The sequence below is a fragment of the Streptomyces sp. NPDC050564 genome (assembly GCF_044457265.1).
In the GTDB taxonomy this organism is placed as follows: domain Bacteria; phylum Actinomycetota; class Actinomycetes; order Streptomycetales; family Streptomycetaceae; genus Streptomyces.
Map to the genome: position 1 here is coordinate 306,984 of NZ_JBITGS010000002.1, position 18,178 is coordinate 325,161.

At 70.7% G+C, this 18,178-nt stretch carries 16 protein-coding genes; 13 read left to right on the forward strand and 3 right to left on the reverse strand.

The features are described 5' to 3' along the window. The first annotated feature begins 236 nt into the window (after positions 1–236). Complete coding sequence (locus ACIBK0_RS04895) at positions 237–2,528, forward strand: (Fe-S)-binding protein (protein ID WP_399075652.1); 2,292 nt, start codon at positions 237–239, stop codon at positions 2,526–2,528. Between the two features lie 62 nt (positions 2,529–2,590). Here the strand turns inward: ACIBK0_RS04895 and ACIBK0_RS04900 are convergent, their stop codons facing one another. Both ACIBK0_RS04900 and ACIBK0_RS04905 read right to left on the reverse strand, forming a co-directional pair. Beyond that, positions 2,591–2,881 (reverse strand): hypothetical protein, encoded by a 291-nt coding sequence (locus ACIBK0_RS04900; protein WP_399075654.1) that lies wholly within the window; start codon positions 2,879–2,881, stop codon positions 2,591–2,593. Then, positions 2,881–3,183: a hypothetical protein gene (locus tag ACIBK0_RS04905; RefSeq protein ID WP_399075656.1), complete on the reverse strand. Its 303-nt coding sequence runs from the start codon at positions 3,181–3,183 to the stop codon at positions 2,881–2,883. Before ACIBK0_RS04905 ends, ACIBK0_RS04900 begins: the two co-directional genes overlap by 1 nt. 151 nt (positions 3,184–3,334) lie before the next feature. On the opposite strand from ACIBK0_RS04905, the gene ACIBK0_RS04910 reads away from it, so the two are divergent. The 12 genes from ACIBK0_RS04910 (at position 3,335) to ACIBK0_RS04965 (ending at position 17,516) form a co-directional block, all read left to right on the forward strand. Then, positions 3,335–3,574: a GntR family transcriptional regulator gene (locus tag ACIBK0_RS04910; RefSeq protein WP_399075658.1), complete on the forward strand. Its 240-nt coding sequence runs from the start codon at positions 3,335–3,337 to the stop codon at positions 3,572–3,574. 86 nt (positions 3,575–3,660) lie between these two features. Beyond that, positions 3,661–3,870, forward strand: coding sequence for a GntR family transcriptional regulator (locus ACIBK0_RS04915; RefSeq protein WP_399075660.1), 210 nt, complete (start codon positions 3,661–3,663; stop codon positions 3,868–3,870). A gap of 117 nt (positions 3,871–3,987) precedes the next feature. Beyond that, positions 3,988–5,262, forward strand: a complete 1,275-nt coding sequence (locus ACIBK0_RS04920; protein WP_399075662.1) for an FG-GAP repeat domain-containing protein — start codon at positions 3,988–3,990, stop codon at positions 5,260–5,262. Between the two features lie 195 nt (positions 5,263–5,457). Beyond that, the gene (locus ACIBK0_RS04925) at positions 5,458–6,936 is read left to right on the forward strand and encodes an FG-GAP and VCBS repeat-containing protein (protein ID WP_399075664.1); all 1,479 of its coding nucleotides are present in this window, start codon (positions 5,458–5,460) and stop codon (positions 6,934–6,936) included. Between the two features lie 162 nt (positions 6,937–7,098). After that, positions 7,099–8,583, forward strand: coding sequence for an FG-GAP and VCBS repeat-containing protein (locus tag ACIBK0_RS04930; RefSeq protein ID WP_399075666.1), 1,485 nt, complete (start codon positions 7,099–7,101; stop codon positions 8,581–8,583). Positions 8,584–8,678: 95 nt separating this feature from the next. Next, positions 8,679–10,079 carry an FG-GAP repeat protein gene (locus ACIBK0_RS04935; RefSeq protein WP_399075668.1) on the forward strand — a complete coding sequence of 467 codons (1,401 nt, stop codon included), beginning with the start codon at positions 8,679–8,681 and terminating at the stop codon, positions 10,077–10,079. A 107-nt stretch (positions 10,080–10,186) separates the two neighbouring features. Next, positions 10,187–11,620, forward strand: a complete 1,434-nt coding sequence (locus tag ACIBK0_RS04940; protein ID WP_399075670.1) for an FG-GAP and VCBS repeat-containing protein — start codon at positions 10,187–10,189, stop codon at positions 11,618–11,620. Positions 11,621–11,885: 265 nt separating this feature from the next. After that, positions 11,886–13,382, forward strand: coding sequence for an FG-GAP and VCBS repeat-containing protein (locus ACIBK0_RS04945; RefSeq protein WP_399075672.1), 1,497 nt, complete (start codon positions 11,886–11,888; stop codon positions 13,380–13,382). Between the two features lie 70 nt (positions 13,383–13,452). After that, positions 13,453–13,848, forward strand: coding sequence for a hypothetical protein (locus ACIBK0_RS04950; RefSeq protein WP_399075674.1), 396 nt, complete (start codon positions 13,453–13,455; stop codon positions 13,846–13,848). Between the two features lie 47 nt (positions 13,849–13,895). Next, positions 13,896–15,332, forward strand: coding sequence for an FG-GAP-like repeat-containing protein (locus ACIBK0_RS04955; RefSeq protein WP_399075676.1), 1,437 nt, complete (start codon positions 13,896–13,898; stop codon positions 15,330–15,332). Positions 15,333–15,546: 214 nt separating this feature from the next. After that, positions 15,547–16,419 (forward strand): FG-GAP repeat protein, encoded by an 873-nt coding sequence (locus ACIBK0_RS04960; protein WP_399075678.1) that lies wholly within the window; start codon positions 15,547–15,549, stop codon positions 16,417–16,419. A 170-nt stretch (positions 16,420–16,589) separates the two neighbouring features. Then, on the forward strand, positions 16,590–17,516 hold the full coding sequence (locus ACIBK0_RS04965; RefSeq protein ID WP_399075680.1) for a Yip1 family protein: 927 nt from the start codon (positions 16,590–16,592) through the stop codon (positions 17,514–17,516). Between the two features lie 147 nt (positions 17,517–17,663). Here ACIBK0_RS04965 and ACIBK0_RS04970 read toward each other — a convergent pair whose 3' ends face one another. Then, entirely contained in the window at positions 17,664–18,173 is a 510-nt protein-coding gene (locus ACIBK0_RS04970; protein ID WP_399075682.1) for a phosphoribosyltransferase, read from the reverse strand. Between the last annotated feature and the right edge of the window lie 5 nt (positions 18,174–18,178).

Below are 18,178 nucleotides of genomic sequence, written 5' to 3' on the forward strand. Positions count from 1 at the left end.
ATGTCACAGTATTGTGCGAATAACACGATCGGGTTTACGTGTCGGGCCGCGAGCCCCCGCCGGACCCCCGTGGAGACACCCGCTCAGGCGACCCTCAGCGACGCAGATCACCGCACTCCTGGCTACAGTGCGGCGCTAGAAGTGGGTAGTCTCAGACGGACTGCATAAGTTACCGCTTAGTAATCACCTTCGAGGTCACTCTCGGAGCAATACCTCGCAGGCCCGAGGAGCCCCCAATGCAACTCGCCGCGATCATCGTGTCGCTGGTCCTGACCGTGGTCGGCGTTGCGCTGCTCGCACGCGCCATCGGCCAGTTCGTCCGGTATTTCAAGCTCGGCCAGCCCGTACCCGCCGGCGCCCGGACCGACAACCCCTATCAGCGCAGCGTGACCCTGGTCAGGGAGTTCCTCGGCCACACGCGGATGAACCGCTGGGGCATCGTCGGCTTCGCCCACTGGTTCGTGGCGGTCGGCTTCCTGACGCTCCCGCCGACCCTGGCACAGGCCTTCGGCCAGCTCTTCCAGGCCGACTGGACGCTGCCGATCGTCGGCGACTGGCTGCCGCTTGAGATGTACACCGAGTTCATCGGCGTGATGACCGTCCTCGGCATCGTCGTCCTGATGGCGATCCGGCTGCTGAGCCTGCCCTCCCGGGCCGGCCGCAAGTCCCGCTTCACGGGCTCCAAGGCCGGACAGGCGTACTTCGTCGAGTACGTCATCCTCACCATCGGCCTGGCCATCTACGTGCTGCGCGGCCTCGAGGGCACGATCCACCACGTGGAGAGCTACGAGGCCGGGTACTTCGCCTCGTACCCGCTGGTCCTCGCCTTCAAGGGCCTGAGCGTCGCCACGCTGCAGAACCTGGTCTACCTGGTCGCGATGATCAAGATCAGCACCTCGTTCATCTGGATGATCGTGGTCTCGCTGAACACCAACATGGGTGTGGCCTGGCACCGCTTCCTCGCCTTTCCGAACATCTGGTTCAAGCGGAACGCGACCGGTGGGACCGCGCTCGGCGCGCTCCAGCCCATGACCTCCGGCGGCAGGCCGATCGACTTCACCGACCCCGGCGAGGACGACGTCTTCGGTGTCAGCCAGGTCGAGCAGTTCTCCTGGAAGGGCCTGCTGGACTTCTCCACCTGCACCGAGTGCGGCCGCTGCCAGTCGCAGTGCCCCGCCTGGAACACCGGCAAGCCGCTGTCCCCCAAGCTCCTCATCATGTCGCTGCGCGACCACGCGCACGCCAAGGCGCCCTACCTGCTCGCCGGTGGCGGCAAGACCATGGAGGGCGAGGAGAAGGCGTCCGAGGAGCAGCTGAAGGACGTCCCCGCCGCCGCCCTCGCCGAGGCCGAGCGCCCGCTGATCGGCACCGTCGAGGCTGTATCCGACAGCGGCTTCGCCGCGGGCGGCGTCATCGACCCGGACGTCCTGTGGTCCTGCACCACCTGCGGCGCCTGTGTCGAGCAGTGCCCGGTCGACATCGAGCACATCGACCACATCGTCGACATGCGCCGCTACCAGGTGATGATCGAGAGCGCGTTCCCGTCCGAGGCGGGCACGATGCTCAAGAACCTGGAGAAGAAGGGCAACCCCTGGGGCCTGGCCAAGAAGCAGCGCCTGGAGTGGACGAAGGAAGTCGACTTCGAGATCCCGGTCGTCGGACGTGACATCGAGGACCTGTCCGAGGTCGAGTACCTGTACTGGGTCGGCTGCGCCGGCGCCCTGGAGGACCGCGCCAAGAAGACCACGAAGGCCTTCGCCGAGCTGCTGCACATGGCGGGCGTCAAGTTCGCGATCATGGGCGGCGACGAGAAGTGCACCGGTGACTCCCCGCGCCGTCTCGGCAACGAGCCCCTGTTCCAGGAACTCGCCATGGAGAACGTGGCGGCGCTGAACATGGCGTTCGGTGAGGACGACGAGGACGAGTCGACCAAGAAGCCGAAGTCGGCGAAGAAGATCGTCGCCACCTGCCCGCACTGCCTCAACACCATCGGCAACGAGTACCCGCAGCTCGGCGGCGACTACGAGGTCATCCACCACACCCAGCTGCTCCAGCACCTCATCGACGAGGGCAAGCTGCTCCCGGTCACCCCGGTCGAGGGTCTGATCACCTACCACGACCCGTGCTACCTGGGCCGCCACAACAAGATCTACACGCCCCCGCGCGAGATCATGTCCGCCGTCCCGGGCCTGCGTCAGCAGGAGATGCACCGCCACAAGGAGCGCGGCTTCTGCTGTGGCGCCGGTGGTGCGCGGATGTGGATGGAGGAGCGCATCGGCAAGCGCATCAACAACGAGCGCGTCGACGAGGCCCTCAGCCTCAACCCGGACATCGTCTCCACCGCCTGCCCGTTCTGCCTCGTCATGCTGACCGACTCGGTCAACGGCAAGAAGAACGACGGCAAGGCCAAGGAGTCCGTCCAGGTCGTGGACGTGGCCCAGCTGCTCCTCGACTCCGTCAAGACGCCGGTCGACCCGGCGGGCGAGGCGGAGACGGAGAGCGCGCCGGAGCCGGAGCCGGTGAAGTAACCGGCCCGATCGCTACGACCGACGCCCCCTGCCCCACCGGCAGGGGGCGTCGCCGTTCCCGGTCAGTTCAAGTGGTCCAGCCTTCGGCCGCGGCTCTCGGCGACGCGAAGGGTGACCAGGAGGGCCTCGGTCAGGCGCTCGGCGAGGAAGCGGAGTTCGCCCGGTGGGCTGTCCGGGAGCATGCTGTGGGCATGCGCGAGGAGTTCCGCGCCCATGCCGAGCTGGATCGACTCCGTGGCATCGGCCAGCCGGGACACGGGTCCGCCGTGGTCGTCGCTGACCAGATAGCAGGGCTTGCCCTCGGGACCGGACCAGGGCAGCAGGCGCGGTACCTGCGGCAGTTCCGCCCCCATCAGGCGACCTCCAGCCCGTGGATCCAGTACGGGCCGGGCGTGTCCAGCCCCAGCGTGGCCAGTGCCAGTTCGCGGCGCCGCTCGCGCTGTTCGTGGGCGGTGACATACGGGCGTACGGCGACGGTGGCGGTGCCGTCGAGGGGGATGTCCAGCCCGTACGGGCTGCGGTTTGTGGGAAGCACCACGACTCGGGGCCACGTAGGGAGGACGGGCGTGGGGTGGGTATGGCGTGCGGGATGTGCCTCGCGCAGGTTGAGCAGGACGCTCACCCACGTGACGAGGCGGCGGATAAGGTCGGTCACGTCATCAGCTCCGATCAGCTGGTGGCCACGCCCCGGGACGGCTCCATCCGTCGCCGGGGTCTGTCGTTACTCCACATTACCGATAGCGATCCAGGTGTACTAGGTACACCATCACTCGCACTGGTGTCCTCGGTATACGCATGATGGTGTGATGCAGTTCGTTCCAGACATCCCCCGCTGGCGCCAAGTCGCCGAGGTCCTCCGCAGACGCATCGAAGACGGAACCTATCCGCCACGCACCCGAGTACCGTCGGTCATCCAAATCACGGCCGAGTTCGGGATCGCGGCGGCAACGGCGCAGAAGGTGCTCCAGGGGCTACGCAAGGACGGGCTGACGTACACCGAGCCGGGCCTCGGCTCGTTCGTCGCCCAGAAGCCCGCAGAGTCGTAGCGACCACCACCTGGTTCACTGGCTCGACCGAACCCGACCCGTCCGGCGGCAGGTCGCCGCCGCCATTGGCACCCGCATCGCCGACGGTGTCCATCCCGGGGGCCCGAGTGCCGTCCGGCGTCGAACTGCCCGCCGAGTTCGGTAGCGCGGCTTCCACGGCGCAGAAGGCGTTGGCCCACCTCGAGGCGGAAGGGCTCAACCGAGCCGAGGTCGGCCTCGGCCCATTCGTCGCCGAGCGGCCGTCCGAGCCTTCCGAGCAGGGCTGGGCGCAGGCCAGGGTCCAGACCCCCGCGTGACCCATCCCGCACGCCGCACCCCTTAACCCACCGGTCGAAATACGTGCATGATGACCCGCGTTGTTGTCTTCGGGGCGGGTGAGGTGCGCGGTGAGCGGGCGAAGAGCGGGAACGCGGGTGGCGGCAGCCCTGGCGGTATGCGCCCTCGGGGGCGGCCTTCTCGCTGCCTGCGGCCCCGGCACGAACGCCGGGGCGGCCAAGAGCACCCCGGCACACATCGCGGACGCCCCGGCCCAACTCCCCGTCCCCCAGGGCAAGGGGAGCAAGGTCGCCGACGACTTCAACGGTGACGGGCACCGCGACCTGGTCCTGGGCGACCTCGTCAAGGAACAGAGCCACGCGGACGACGCGGGCATCGGCATCGTCTACGGCGGCGCGCGCGGACTCACGCCCGGCGCCCGGCAGTTGCTCAGCCCGAAGAAGCAGGCCGCCCCCACCAAGGGCCGACTCCCCGCCGTCTTCGACGCGGAGGCGAGCTGCGACCTCGACAAGGACGGCTTCACGGATCTGGTCGTGTCGACCGACCCGCCGTACGACGGACAGGGGCAGCCGCCGGTCCCCCTCCAGATCCTCTTCGGCTCCCCGAACGGCCTCACCGGCAGGGCGGTCAAGCTCGCCGTCCCCGCGCAGGCACGTTTCGGCAACGACTGGGCCGACCAGCCCGTGTGCGGCGACTTCGACGGCGACGGCACCGAGGACCTGGTGGTGCACGCCTCGGCGGGCCGACTCAGCTATCTGCGCGGCCCGTTCAGCCGCAAGGGCGCCCCACGCAAGGCCGGCGCGCCGATCCCGTCACCGGGCGAGGTCCCCACGGGTCCGGCCGCCGACGTGAACCGCGACGGATACGACGACCTGCTCGTCCGTACGGCGCAGGGCGCGGGCAAGTCGGCCGTGGTCCTCGGCGGACCGAACGGCCCCGCCCGCACGGGAGTCGTCCTGCCGGCCGGCATCGACGTGGCGTTCGGCCGCTTCGGCAAGGGCAAGGCGCTGGACGCCGCGATCGGCTCCATGGGCGGAACGTCACTGCGCTACGACCTCCCCAGCGCCGCGCGCGGCAGCCTCGGCTCCCCCGGATCGATGCTCGACGCCGCCGACTTCGACGGGGACGGGCTGAGCGAACTCGTCTCCAGCGGCTCGGAGTTGCGGGTGTTCCAGGGGCGTACGACGGGACTGTCGGCGAAGGGCATGGTGACCGTCGAGCCACCGGCCCGGGGCACCACACGCGTGCTGACGGTGGGCGACTTCGACGGGGACGGGCGGGCGGACCTGGCGGTGCAGACGTACCGGGGCGAGACCAAGGACACGGTCGCCGTCTATCCGGGGGCCGAGAAGGGGCTGGTCGCGGCGGAGCCGTCGGTCACGTTCTCCAGTTCCGAGTTCCTGGTGCGGTAGGGCCCCAAAATGCCTCTCTCGCCGCAGAGACCTCAAAGATTTACCGAACTCACGTACAACCCCTGCCTGTCGGCGAAGGTCTCCTGATCACCGAACGCCCCTGCCTTGGTTGACGAGCACCGGCGCAGGGGACGGTCGTACCCCACCGACTGCGGATGCCCGCCAGGCATCCCCGCATGCCCAGGAGAACCCCGCATGCACAAGCGACACCCGCACCACCTGCGACTCGCCCTCGCGACGGCCACGGCAGCCGCGCTGACGGGCGGTCTGCTCACCTTCTCGGCCGCGACGGCGACGGCCGCGGACTCCGTCCGCCAGTACAAGGCGGACTTCAACGGCGACGGCTACGGCGACGTCGCGTTCGCCGCCCCGTACGCGACGGTCGACGGCAAGGGCATGGCCGGCTACGTGGCCGTGGTCTACGGCAGCTCCACCGGACTGAACCCCGCCAAGCGCACCGTGGTCAGCCAGAACACCACGGGTGTGCCCGGCACCGCGGAGGCCGAGGACTACTTCGGCAGGGCGCTCACCGTGGCCGACCTCAACGGCGACGGCTACACCGACCTCGCCGTCGGCGCCCCCGGCGAGGACGTCGGCACGGACGACGACGGCGGTTCCGTCACCGCGCTGTGGGGCTCGTCGGGCGGCCTCAAGAACGGGACCACGGTCAAGGACCCGGCGGCCTCGTCGCACGACGAGTGGGGCCGAGGGCTGGCGGCGGGCGACTTCAACGGGGACGGCAAAGCCGACCTGGCCGTCGGCACGAGCTCCTCGCACGCGTACGTCGTCCGGGGCCGCTTCACCACCTCCGGCACCACCGGATCCACCCAGAAGATCGGCCTGCCCGACAAGGCGAAGTATGGCATCGACGCCATGGCGGCAGGCGACACCAACGGCGACAAGAAGGCCGACCTCGTCCTCACCTACCGCACCGCCCTCAACTCCGACGGCTCAGGCGACTGGACCAAGGGCGTCGCCTACCTCGGCACCACCTCCGGCCTGGAGACGTCCGTGCCGCGCCCGCTGAACGGCGGCACTTCCATCGCCCTCGGCGACATCGACGGCGACGGCTACGACGAGATCGCCCTCGGCAACGTCTTCTCCAAGGAGGACGGCCACGAAGGCAGCCCCGGCGGCAAGGTCGTCGTCATCCGCGGTTCCGAAGGCGGCCCGGTCAACGGCGACGTCCCGATGGCCGAACTCACCCAGGACTCCACAGGTGTTCCCGGCACCGACGAGGAGGGCGACGGCTTCGGCGGCTCCGTCTCCATCGGCGACACCAACGGCGACGGCTATGGCGACCTCGCCATCGGCGTCCCCTTCGAGGACATCGGCACGGCCGAGGACACCGGCGCGACGGTGCTGATGAACGGTTCGGCATCGGGTGTCTCCCGCACCGGGGGCCGCGCCCTCTCCCAGGCCACCACCGGCGTCCCTGGCACGGCCGAGTCCATGGACTACTTCGGCTCCGACGACTTGCTGTCCGACGTGAACAAGGACGGCAAGGCCGACTTCACCATCGGTGCGAGTTTCGAGGACGAGGGCGTCGGCGCCGTCACCGCGCTGCTCGGCTCGTCGGGCGGCGTCACCACCACCGGCGCCCGCTCGTTCGGCCCCGGCGCTTTCGGCCTGTCCCGCACCTACGGCGCGTTCGGTACCGGCCTCATCGGCTGACCTTCCGGGAGCGGCTTTCCGGTGGGGCGCCGGGCTTCGGTCCGGCGCCCCACCGGACTCAAAGATCTACCGAACTCAGTGACGGCACAACCCTTCACCAACCTCACGAGTCGCCCCCGAAACAGAAGCAGTGCCAGACGTCCCACCACACCTGGAGCACCGATGCGCGCACCCCGACCGATCACCGCCCTGGGCTGCGCCCTCCTGCTCCCGGCGCTGCTCGCGACCACGGGATGCAGCACACAGGACGACCCCCGGGACGACTCCTCGGACACCGGCCACTCCTCCCGCCCCACCGCCGGGAAACCTGCCGCGCACCCCGACTCCGGCGACTTCAACGGCGACGGCTTCGACGACTTCACCGACATCGTGGAATCGACGTCCAAGGACAAGAAGAAGTACGCGGCGACACTGGTCGTCGTCTACGGCTCGCGCGAGGGTCTCGACACCGCGACGGCGCAGCGGACTTCGGCCGGCAGCCGCCCGTACGCCTCGTTCATGTCGCCGCTCCTGCGCGCCGACCTCGACGGTGACGGCTTCACGGACCTGGTCGGCAGCCGTGGCGCGGGCGGGACCGTGAGCGGCTCCTTCGCGTTGTTCGGCGGCGCGCACGGGCTGGCCGCCGCCCGGCGGCTCGACGTGCCCGACGGCTTCCGCCCGCTGGCCGCAGCCGACTTCGACGGCGACGGCTCCGTGGACCTCCTCGACGGCGGCCACGGCGGCTCCGGCGACCCCAACGCCACCGGGGCGGGCGGCGAAGGCCTGCTCCTCTACGGCCCCTTCGACCGCACGGGTACACCGAAGCGCCAGGCCGTGCTCGACCTGGGCCAGCACGGCTACGCCACGCCCACCACGGCCACCACCGGCGACTTCGACGGCGACGGCAAGGCCGAGGTGGTGTTCACGTACTCCTTCGACTCCGAGGAGGACGAGTCCGCGCCCGGGGACCTGCACACCGTCGGCTCCTACGAGGGCGGTGAGCAGGGCCTGGTCCGGGACACCCGCCAGGAGAGCCGTATCGCGGCCGCGGTGGCGACCCAGGACGGCCCCCGCACCTCTGCGGCGGGCGACGCGGACGGCGACGGCCTCACCGACCTGCTGCTGCCCACCCAGCTCAGCGCGGCCCCCGCGGAGATGCCCGGCGCGGGCGGTGCGCTGACGATCCTCTACGGGGCGAAGTCCGGCCTGAACACGGGCCGGAAGGAGACCGTGATCGGCGGCATGGACACCGCCGACCGGCGCCGCATCGACTTCGGCTCGTCGCCCTCCGCCGGGGACGTCGACGGCGACGGGAAGCCGGACGTCGTGGTGAACACCCCGGGCTTCCGGCGCCACGACGGCAAGGTGACGCTGCTGCCCGGCGGACCGGACGGGGTCCAGTCCCTGGACGGCGAGCAGGTGGTCGACGCGGAGACCGAGGGGCTGCCCGGCACCCCGAACCCGTATCACTGGAACGCCTTCGGCCACCGGCCTCCGCTCCTCGACGTCGACGGCGACGACCACGCCGACGCGGTCGTCTTCGCGCCGCTGTACGAGAAGAGGAAGGGCGCGTATCTGGTGCTGCGGGGGACGGATACCGGGTTCGACGCGAAGGCGGTGCGGCTGTTCACGCCCGACGACATCGGCGTACCGCTGCGGCTGAAGTAGCCGGGGTTCACCTTCCGGCCATCCGTGCACAACTCTTCGTACGCCTCGTGGGTCACACACAGGAAACCCGTGCCCCAGGCTTTGGGAGTGAACTCGTGCGCGCAAAGAAACTGGCCGTAGCGGCTGCCGTGGCCGGGCTCGCCGCGGCGGGGCTCACGCTGCCCCTGGCCGGGTCCGCGTCCGCCGCGTCCGCGCTGAAGGACGACTTCAACGGCGACGGCTACCGCGACCTGGTCGTCGGCACGCCCACGGCCAACTCCGTGACGGTGACCTGGGGGTCCTCGTCCGGTGTCTCCCCCTCCCGCTCCGTGACCGTCACGCAGAACACCTCCGGCGTGCCCGGGGTCACCGAGGCCGAGGACGAGTTCGGCGAGAACGTGACCAGCGGGGACGTGAACGGCGACGGCTTCGCGGACCTGATCGTCGGCGCCCCCGGCGAGAGGGTGACCGACAGGGCCGGAGGGTCGATGACGATCGTGTGGGGCGGGGCGAACGGCTTCAGGACCGGCGGTATGGTCCTCAACGCACCCACCGCCGAGGACGTCCGCTTCGGTGAGGGCGCCTCCTTCGTCGACCTCGACGGCGACGCCGGCGGCAACCTGGCCGTCGTCTCCGCCAACCGCTTCTGGTGGTACACGGACGGGGTCCCCGGCACCGCGTTCGGCCCCGAGGTGGACTTCCTCCCCGCCGACGTCACCCTCGACGGCATCGTCGGCGGCCGTTTCTCCAACACCCAGGGCAGCGACTACATCCTGTTCGGCAAAAAAGGCGCGAGCGGCCACGGCTGGGCCGGCTACCTGCGCGGCGGCCCCGGTGACATCGGCCACTCCTACAAACCCCTCTTCCAGAGCGCCGAGAGCGGCGCCTTCGACGAGGCACAGCTCGCCCACGCCGACCTGAACAAGAACGGCTACGACGACCTGGTGCTCGGCGATCCCGAGGCGGGTGACGGCGGAAAGATCGTGGTCTGGGGCGGCAACGCGGCCGGGCTCGGCGCGGACGGCTGGCCCTCGCGGACGTACGACCAGTCCAGTGCCGGCGTCCCCGGCGAGGACGAGGCCGGTGACGGCTTCGGCGCCTCGGTCGCGGCCGGCGACATGACGGGCGACGGCTACGCGGACGTGGCGGCCGGCTCCCCCGGCGAGACGGTGGGGACGGTCGGGGCCGTCGGCAACGTAGTGCTGCTGAAAGGCGGTTCGGGGGTCCTCGGCGGCGGCACCTCCTGGCACCAGGCCACCTCGGGCGTGCCCGGCGCCCCGGAGACGGGCGACCACTTCGGCTCCGCCGTCCGCCTCAAGGACATCAACAGGAACGGCCGCGCCGACCTCGCGATCAGCGCCACCGGCGAGGACATCGGCACGGCGGCCGACGCCGGCGCCGTCTGGGTCCTGCGCGGTACCACCACCGGGCCCACCACGTCGTACGCCACCTCTTTCAACGGCGCGGACTTCGGCCTCGGCGGCGCCGGCCTCCGGTTCGGCACCGTCCTGCGCTGAGCGGACTCGCTCAGCAGACCCAGTCCTGCGCCACCGCCCCGGCCGGTCGTCCCCGACCGGCCCCCGCCCGCTGAACCATTGCCCCCTACGAGAATGGGAGAACCCTCGTGTCCCCTAAGGCCCTCTCCGCCGCCGTCCTGTGCGCCGCGGTCGTCCTCGGTCTCGCGGGCCTCGCCGCGCCCGCCGCCACGGCGGCCCCCGCCGTGAAGAGCGACTTCAACGGCGACGGCTTCCCCGACCTCGCGGTCGGCGTCCCGGCGGGCACGGCCGACGGCCGGGCCAAGGCCGGTTTCGTCCATGTGCTGTGGGGCTCGCCGGACGGCCTCGGTGGCTCCTCCTCCAAGATCAGTCAGGCGAGTTCGGGCATCCCGGGCACGGCGGAGTCGGGCGACAGGTTCGGCTACGCCGTCCAGGCCGCGGACCTCAACGGCGACAGCTACGCCGACCTCGCGGTAACCGCCCCCGGCGAGCAGATCGGCTCCTCGGCCGGCGACCACCAGGGCGCCGCGTACGTCCTGTGGGGCTCGGCGCGCGGCCTCACGTCGGGGCTCACGGTGGCCAAGGGCGTCGCCGACCAGCAGCTCGGCAAGCTGGTCACGGCCGGCGACTACGACGGTGACGGCGACCGGGACCTGGTGCTGAGCGTGCAGGGCGAGGAGGGCGGGGCGACGGTGCTGCGCCCGGGCCCGCTCACCACGCAGGCGCCCCTCTCCCTCGTCGAGGGGTACGACTTCGGTGGCGCCCGCGCCCTGACCAGCGCCGACTTCGACGGTGACGGCACGGACGACTTCGCGGTGACCTACAAGGGCATGGAGAGTTCCGGCACCCGCGTACGCACCCTGGCCTCCGGCAGCTGGCGGACCACCTGGGACGCCTCCGACTCCGGCACCGCGCTCGCCGCCGGCGACTTCAACCGCGACGGCCGCGCCGACCTGACCATCGGCGAGGTCCAGCCCGACCCGGAGGCGGACGGCACGTACTGCGAGGACCGCCTGGGCGGCGCGATCGCCACGGTGTACGGCGCCCCCGGCTCCACGCTCGGCGGCAAGGTGACCTGCACGACCCAGTCCTCGCCGTACGTGGGCGGCACGGCGGAGGCCGGGGACAACTTCGGCGCCTCGCTCGTGGTCGCCGACCTCGACGGCAGCAGCGACGACCTGCTCGCGGGCGCGAGCCACGAGGCGGTCGGCTCCGCCGCGGAGGCGGGGGCGTTCTGGGAGCTGGAGGCGGGCTACGACGGCGTGTTCACCGGCCCGTCCTTCAGCCAGAACAGCACCGGTGTCGCGGGCACGGCGGAGGCGGGCGACCACTTCGGCGCGGCGCTGGCGGCGGCCGACTACGACGGAGCCGCGTACGGCGACCTCGTGATCGGCGCCCCCGGCGAGAACGCGTCCACCAGCGGCTCCACCACGGTTTCCTCGGGCGGCGTCTGGTACCGCCCCTCCGCGGGAGACCACCCGCGGCTGCCCGCCGTCTCACTCACGCCCGCGAAACTGGGCCTCGACGGGGCGCCGGCGTACGGCGGGGTGCTGGGCAAGTAGGGATCGCCCCACACCCGAAGCCGGGCGTGCAGTGATCACCCGAGGCCGGGGCGTACGGAAAACCCTTTCGTCCCGTACGCCCCAGTTGCCTCACCGACCTCAGAAATCTTCTGCACTCCCGTACAACCCTTCCTCACCTCCGCCGGTCTCCTGATCGCCAACTCCCGGCGGAGCTCCGGAAAACTCCGGGCAAACGCGGGCGGACGGCACCTCATCGACTACGGACGCGCGCCACGCGTCCCCGCATGCCGCAGGAGACCCCCGCATGCACAAGCGTCACCCGCACCACCTGCGACTCGCCCTCGCGACGGCCACCGCTGCCGCGCTGACGGGCGGTCTGCTCACCTTCTCGGCCGCGACGGCGACGGCCGCGGACTCCTTCAAGACGGCGAAGGCCGACTTCAACGGCGACGGCATCGGCGACGTCGTCGCCTCCGCCCACGGTGCCTACGTCAGCGGCCACGCGGGCGCCGGCCAGATCGTCGCGCTCTACGGCACCGCCACCGGCGTATCGTCCGCCAAGCGCTCCACGATCAGCCAGGACACCACCGGCGTCCCGGGCACCGCCGAGGCCGGGGACGGCTTCGGCGGTGAGACGGCGTACGCCGACTTCAACAGCGACGGGTACGACGACCTCGCGGTGGCCACCCCGTGGGAGAAGGTCGGCGACGACACCGACGGCGGCACCCTCGCCGTCCTGTGGGGCTCGGCGTCCGGCCTGACCGGCAAGGGCGTGACCATAGCCGACCCGGCTGCCTCCTCCCACGACTACTGGGGCAAGGACCTGGCCGCCGGTGACTTCGACGGCGACGGCAAGGCCGACCTGGCCGTGGGCAACTCGTCCAGCACGATCTACATCTTCCGGGGCGGCATCAGCGCCTACGGTGAGGCAATCGAGGGCCGTACCGCGCTCAAGCCGCCGATCCAGTCGGGCACCAACGACGACCCCTTCGGCCCGATGAGCCTCACCGCCGGCGACGTGAACGGCGACGGCTGCACCGACCTGATCGTCGACGGCTTCGAGACCCAGACCGACTACGGCTGGAACACCAACTACTTCCTGCCCGGTTCGGCGAACGGCTTGAGCGCCTCGTCCGCCCAGGCCCTCAAGCCCGGCATCATCACCGCGATCGGCGACATCAACGGCGACGGCTACGGCGACATCGTCAGCGGCGCGGGCTGGGACAGCAAGACTGACGACGGCACGACCATCCCGAGCTCCGCCGACGGCGGCAAGGTGAACATCACCTACGGCTCCGCGTCGGGTCCCGCCAGCACCTCCGGTATCACCCAGAACACCGGCAACGTGCCCGGCACCTCGGAGAAGGGCGACGCCTTCGGCTGGGACCTGGACATGGGCGACGTCAACGGCGACGGCTACCAGGACCTCGTCGTCAGCGCCCCGAACGAGGACATCGACGGCGTCACCAACACCGGCATGGTCACCGTCATGTACGGCTCCGCGAGCGGCGTCAAGGTCTCCTCGGGCGTGCAGGCCTTGGCCCAGAGCACGGCGGGTGTCCCCGGCAACGACGAGAAGGGCGACCTCTTCGGCGCGGACGTGAAGCTCGACGACGTCAACGGCGACGGCAAGGCCGACCTGCTCGTCGGCTCGTACGAGAACAGCGCCAACGGCGCGGTGACCTACCTGCCCTCCAACGGCACGACGATCACCACGAGCGGCTCGCGCACCGTCTCGCCGAGCACCTCGGGCGTCTCGACGGACGGCACGCCGCAGTTCGGCGCCCTCTTCGCCGACTGAGCCGTCCCCCTTCCGAGTGCGCCGGGCCCGTGACCCATCACGGGCCCGGCCTCCCCCTGGAGCCCCCGCCTTGCGCACCGCCCGCGCCGCGGCCGCGAAGTCGTACGACTTCAACGGCGACGGCCACCGAGACCTCGCCATCGGTGCCCAGAGCACCACCGTCGGCTCCGCCACGGGCACCCCTGGATCCGGTGAGGAGGACGACGCCTTCGGCGAGACGCTCGCGAGTGCCACCCTCAACAAGGGCGGCTACGCGGACCTCGTCGTCGGCAACCCCACGGAGCACGTGGGCACCACGGAGTACCGCGGCACGGTCACCATCGTGTGGGGCTCCGGCTCCGGCCTCTCGGGCGGTACCGACCTCACCCCGAAGAGCGGCGCGAACGGGTCGAACGCCCACCTCGGCAGCGACCTCGCCACCGGCGGCCTCGACGGCGACGGCTCGCCCGACCTCCATCCTTCGTGAACCTTCCGCACTCGCAGACCTCCTGCATTCATGAACGGGGAATCCCCATGCGCAAGCGCACCCTCCTGCTGGCCGCGACCCTGACGACCGGGCTGCTCACCGCCCTGCCCGCGGCCAACGCCTCCGCCGCGCCCTCCGGCCTGTCCGGCGACTTCAACGGCGACGGCTACCGCGACCTCGCGATCGCCGCGCCGATCGCCAAGGTCGCCGGGAAGTCCGGCGCCGGATACGTCGCCGTGGTCTACGGCACGGCGAGCGGCCTCGACACCACCAAGCGGCAGATCATCAGCCAGGACACCACCGGCATCCCCGGCACCCCCGAGTCCAGCGACTACTTCGGCGACCGTCTGACCACCGGCGACATGGACGGCGACGGTTACACGGACATCGTCGTCGGCGTGCACAGCGAGAGAATCGGCTCCACCGACTCCTACGGCACGCTCACGGTGCTGTGGGGCGGCGCGAGCGGAGTGAAGTCCGGCACCGACATCTCCTCGCCGCTGCCGCAGTACCGCAGTGAGCTCGGCTGGCAGGTGGCGGCCGGTGACTTCGACGGTGACGGCCACACCGACCTGGCCGCCGCCAACAACTCCACGCCCGCCCTGAACATCTTCCGGGGCCCCATCTCCCGTACGGGCAAGGCGGCTTCACTCATCGGCGTCGACACGCTCGACCAGACCACCATCTACCCGGACGGGCTCGTCGCGGGCGAGGTCAACGGCGACGGCAAGCAGGACCTCCTGGTCATGGGCCAGGAGGAGACCAGCACCGGCGACTACCGCACCCGCAGCGCCCTCTACCTCGGCTCCGCCACCGGCCCGAAGTACAGCAAGAAGCTCGCGGGCGGCTACGCGGGCACCATCGCCGACGTCGACAAGGACGGCTACGGCGACATCGTGACCGGCAACTTCATGGAGAAGTCGACGACCGAGCCGAACGGCGGACTCGGCGGCGCGATCACCGTGACATACGGAGCGGCGGGGGGTCTGAGCACCCGTACGCCGGTCCGGATCACCCAGGACACCGCCGGGGTGCCCGGCACCGGCGAGAAGAACGACGGCTTCGGCTGGAGCCTCTCGTCGGGCGACACCAACGGCGACGGCTACGCCGACGTCGTGATCGGCTCCGACAGCGAGAGCATCGGCTCGGTGCGGCACGCGGGCCAGGTCACGGTTCTGCGCGGCTCCGCCTCCGGCCTGACCGGCACCGGCTCCAAGTCCTACTCGCAGGACACCGCGAACGTTCCCGGCACCGCCGAGGCCGAGGACTACTTCGGCGACGCGGTCTTCCTCACGGACGCCAACGCCGACGGCCGCGCGGAACTGGCGGTCGGTGCCCGCGGCGAGAACGGCGGCGCCGGCGCGGTCTGGCTCTTCAAGTCCACCACGTCCGGCACCACCGCCACCGGCTCCAAGTCCTTCGGCAGCACCACGCTGGGCGGGCCGTCGGGACTCGCGTACTTCGGCAACGTATTCGCAGGCTGACACACCGAGCCCCAGGGGCATCTCGCGGCCGTCGACCGAGCACGCCGCGGGGTGCCCTTCCGCATGTCCCGAGCGCCCCGCTCATCTCCGCGGCTCCCCCGCTCCCGGGATCCTGAATGTCCCTCAACTTTCCTGAACTCCCGCGAAGACCATCCGCCAGTCCACGTCGGGCGTCCCCGGCACCCCGGAGTTCGCCGACTACTTCGGCAGCGACGTGTCCGCCGCTGACACCAACGGCGACGGCTACCCCGACCTGGCCATCGGTGTCGCGGGGGAAGTGATCGGCGACAACCTCTTCCGCGCCGGGGGCATCACCGTCCTGCGCGGCGGTTCCTCCGGCGTCACGGGCACGAACGCCCGCTGGTACGACGTCTCGACCTCCGGCATCGAAGGCGAACTCTCCGACAACGACGGCGGCTGGTTCGGCGACTCGGTCCAGTTGCGGGACTTCAACGGCGACGGCCGCGCGGAACTGGTCGCCTCGGCGCCCGAGGCGGGCCGGGTGTACGTACCCTCCGGGCACGTCGTCGGGGCCTACGGGAACGGGTTCCGTGATGCTCACGGCGACCTCGTTCGGCACCACGTCCCCCGCCTACCTCTGGGGGAGGCTCGCGGACTGACGAGTCCGCCCGGGCGGACGATGCCGGATCCCCGCCCCTGGAAGCACCGGAACTCCCGTACGCCTTCAACGGACGAAAGCGACTACAAGGCGAGTGCGGGCGCGATCACCCTGCTGCGGGGGTCGGCGTCGGGTGCCACCACGACCGGCGCGGTGTTCCTCACCCAGGACAGCCCCGGCGTCCCCGGCGCGCTGGCAGGAGGCGACACCTTCGGCTCCCAGCTCCTCGCCTCGGCCGTCAACCACGACGGGCGCGCCGACCTCACCGCGATCGCCGCCCAGGAGAACGACGACGGGGGCGCCACCCGGTACCTCCCCGGCGCTGCCACCTCGCTCTGCTCCACCACCGCGTCCACGAGCTTCGGCCCGGGCACGCTCGGCCTCTCCACCGCTTACTCGGCGACGAGGCCGGTCGCGACTTACGCCTGGTCAGGGCGTACGTGGACGACTGGGGCTGGTTCCGGGTGAACCCGCGCGCCGGTGGGGCGGGCTCCGGCAAGCACGTCTGGTGAACTCCCCGTAGGGCCCGTAGGGGACCGCTGGGAAATCCCTTAGGTGATGTCACAGGTCGGCCCCAATGCCGGGCCCGTTCCCCGGGCCCGGCACGCGACTCTGCGGGACCAGGTACGTTCGATAACGTGGCTGGATTCAGGATCGGACGCGGCGGCCGGGACAACCGTGCACCGCAGGCGCGACCGCAACAACACCGACCGTCGTACGGGCAGCAGGCACCGCAGGGAGGCCAGCAGCCGCCGTACGGCTACCCTGCTGCGCCGTCGCAGCCGCAGTACGGGGGACAGCAGTACGGCGGTCAGGCCTACGGCGGTCAGCAGGGCGGCTGGCCCCAGACCGGCAACGGCGGCCAGGGCGAGCCGGAGTACTTCGGCAACGGGCACCCGCGGCAGGGCCCGGACCCGTACGCGGCGAACAGCCCCGGCCACACCCAGGCGTTCTCGATCGGCGAGGACCCCTACAGCCAGGGCGAGACCTACCGCGCGGGCCAGGCGGCGGCCCCGCCGGTGGGCCCCCGCCTGCACTGGAAGGACCTGCTCAGGGGCATCGTCCTGTCCCCCAACCAGACCTTCCTGCAGATGCGCGACTACACGATGTGGGCCCCGGCCCTGATCGTGACGTTCATCTACGGCCTGCTCGCGGTCTTCGGCTTCGACGGAGCCCGCGAGGACGCGATCAACGCCACCCTCTCCAACGCGATCCCCATCGTCCTGACGACGGCCGTCGCCATCGTCATCAGCACCTTCATCCTGGGCGTGGTCACCCACACCCTGGCCCGCCAGCTCGGCGGCGACGGGGCCTGGCAGCCCACGGTCGGCCTCTCCATGTTGATCATGTCGCTCACGGACGCCCCACGCCTGCTCGTCGCCATGTTCTTCGGCGGCAACGCGTCCTTCGTCCAGCTCCTCGGCTGGGTCACCTGGGTCGGCGCGGGCGCCCTGCTGACCCTCATGGTCAGCAAGTCCCACGACCTCCCCTGGCCGAAGGCGCTCGGCGCGTCAGCCATCCAGCTGATCGCGATCGTGTCGATCATCAAGCTGGGTACCTTCTAGTACTTCCCGCACATACGAAAGGGGGCTTCCGGCACAACGCCGGAAGCCCCCTTTCTCTGCGTTTCGCTCCGCCGGGCCTCGCCGCCCTCAAGGGCTACTCGCGAGGCAGCCCCGCGAGGGGATCACGGCCGGAATCCGCCTCGGCGGCTACAGCGCCTCCCGGGAGGGCGTGATGGGCTCGCCCGACTTACGTACCGGAGGCAAGACGCTCCACGGGAAGTTGATCCACTCATCGGTCCGCTTCCACACGTACTCGCACTTCACGAGCGAGTGGGACTTCTCGTAGATCACGGCGGTGCGGACCTCGGCGACGGAGTCGACGCAGAAGTCGTGCACGAGCTTGAGCGTCTTGCCGGTGTCGGCGACGTCGTCGGTGATCAGGACCTTCTTCTGCGAGAAGTCGATGGCGTTGGGAACGGGCGCCAGCATGACGGGCATCGGAAGGGTGGTGCCGACGCCCGTGTAGAACTCGACGTTCACGAGGTGGATGTTCTTGCAGTCGAGAGCGTAGGCGAGCCCGCCGGCGACGAAGACACCGCCGCGGGCGATGGACAGCACTATGTCGGGCTCGTACCCGTCGTCGGCGATGGTCTGGGCGAGCTCGCGAACCGCGGTTCCGAATCCCTCGTAGGTGAGATTCTCACGCACCTGGGACATGCTCA

Coding starts and splice junctions, on each gene's coding strand:
- ACIBK0_RS04910 (WP_399075658.1), top strand. CDS start 3,335: ATGCAGTTCGTTCCAGACATCCCCCGCTGGCGCCAAGTCGCCGAGGTC.
- ACIBK0_RS04970 (WP_399075682.1), bottom strand. CDS start 18,173: ATGTCCCAGGTGCGTGAGAATCTCACCTACGAGGGATTCGGAACCGCG.
- ACIBK0_RS04895 (WP_399075652.1), top strand. CDS start 237: ATGCAACTCGCCGCGATCATCGTGTCGCTGGTCCTGACCGTGGTCGGC.
- ACIBK0_RS04930 (WP_399075666.1), top strand. CDS start 7,099: ATGCGCGCACCCCGACCGATCACCGCCCTGGGCTGCGCCCTCCTGCTC.
- ACIBK0_RS04955 (WP_399075676.1), top strand. CDS start 13,896: ATGCGCAAGCGCACCCTCCTGCTGGCCGCGACCCTGACGACCGGGCTG.
- ACIBK0_RS04925 (WP_399075664.1), top strand. CDS start 5,458: ATGCACAAGCGACACCCGCACCACCTGCGACTCGCCCTCGCGACGGCC.
- ACIBK0_RS04900 (WP_399075654.1), bottom strand. CDS start 2,881: ATGGGGGCGGAACTGCCGCAGGTACCGCGCCTGCTGCCCTGGTCCGGT.
- ACIBK0_RS04945 (WP_399075672.1), top strand. CDS start 11,886: ATGCACAAGCGTCACCCGCACCACCTGCGACTCGCCCTCGCGACGGCC.